The sequence below is a fragment of the Pseudoalteromonas sp. S1610 genome (genome assembly GCF_005887465.1).
GTDB lineage: Bacteria > Pseudomonadota > Gammaproteobacteria > Enterobacterales > Alteromonadaceae > Pseudoalteromonas > Pseudoalteromonas undina.
Genome location: NZ_PNDI01000146.1, coordinates 1 through 248, shown reverse-complemented (window position 1 = coordinate 248; position 248 = coordinate 1). Strand labels below are relative to the sequence as shown.

Annotated in this window: 1 pseudogene; it reads right to left on the bottom strand. The window is 42.7% G+C overall.

The window, feature by feature from the left end:
- Positions 1–7 precede the first annotated feature (7 nt).
- A pseudogene (locus CWB77_RS18155) lies at positions 8–248 on the bottom strand (peptidoglycan DD-metalloendopeptidase family protein); the annotation flags it as partial.

The following is a 248-nucleotide window of genomic DNA, read 5'->3' as shown; positions in this document are numbered from 1 at the left end:
TGATTTATTGCCCTGTTCTAACTAGGCGTTTGTTAAGGTGCAAGTCCTTAGTAACGTATTGTGTACCTTGGCTTATAAATACGTAATTACCGTAATATTTACTGTAGCCCGCTTTGATAACTATACCATTACCTGATGAGACCACAGGCGTGCCTGTTCGCGCAGCGTAGTCAATACCTCGGTGGGCTTTTCCTTGTCCTGTAACAGGGTGTAAGCGGCGAGGATTAAAGCTTGAGCTAATATATTTA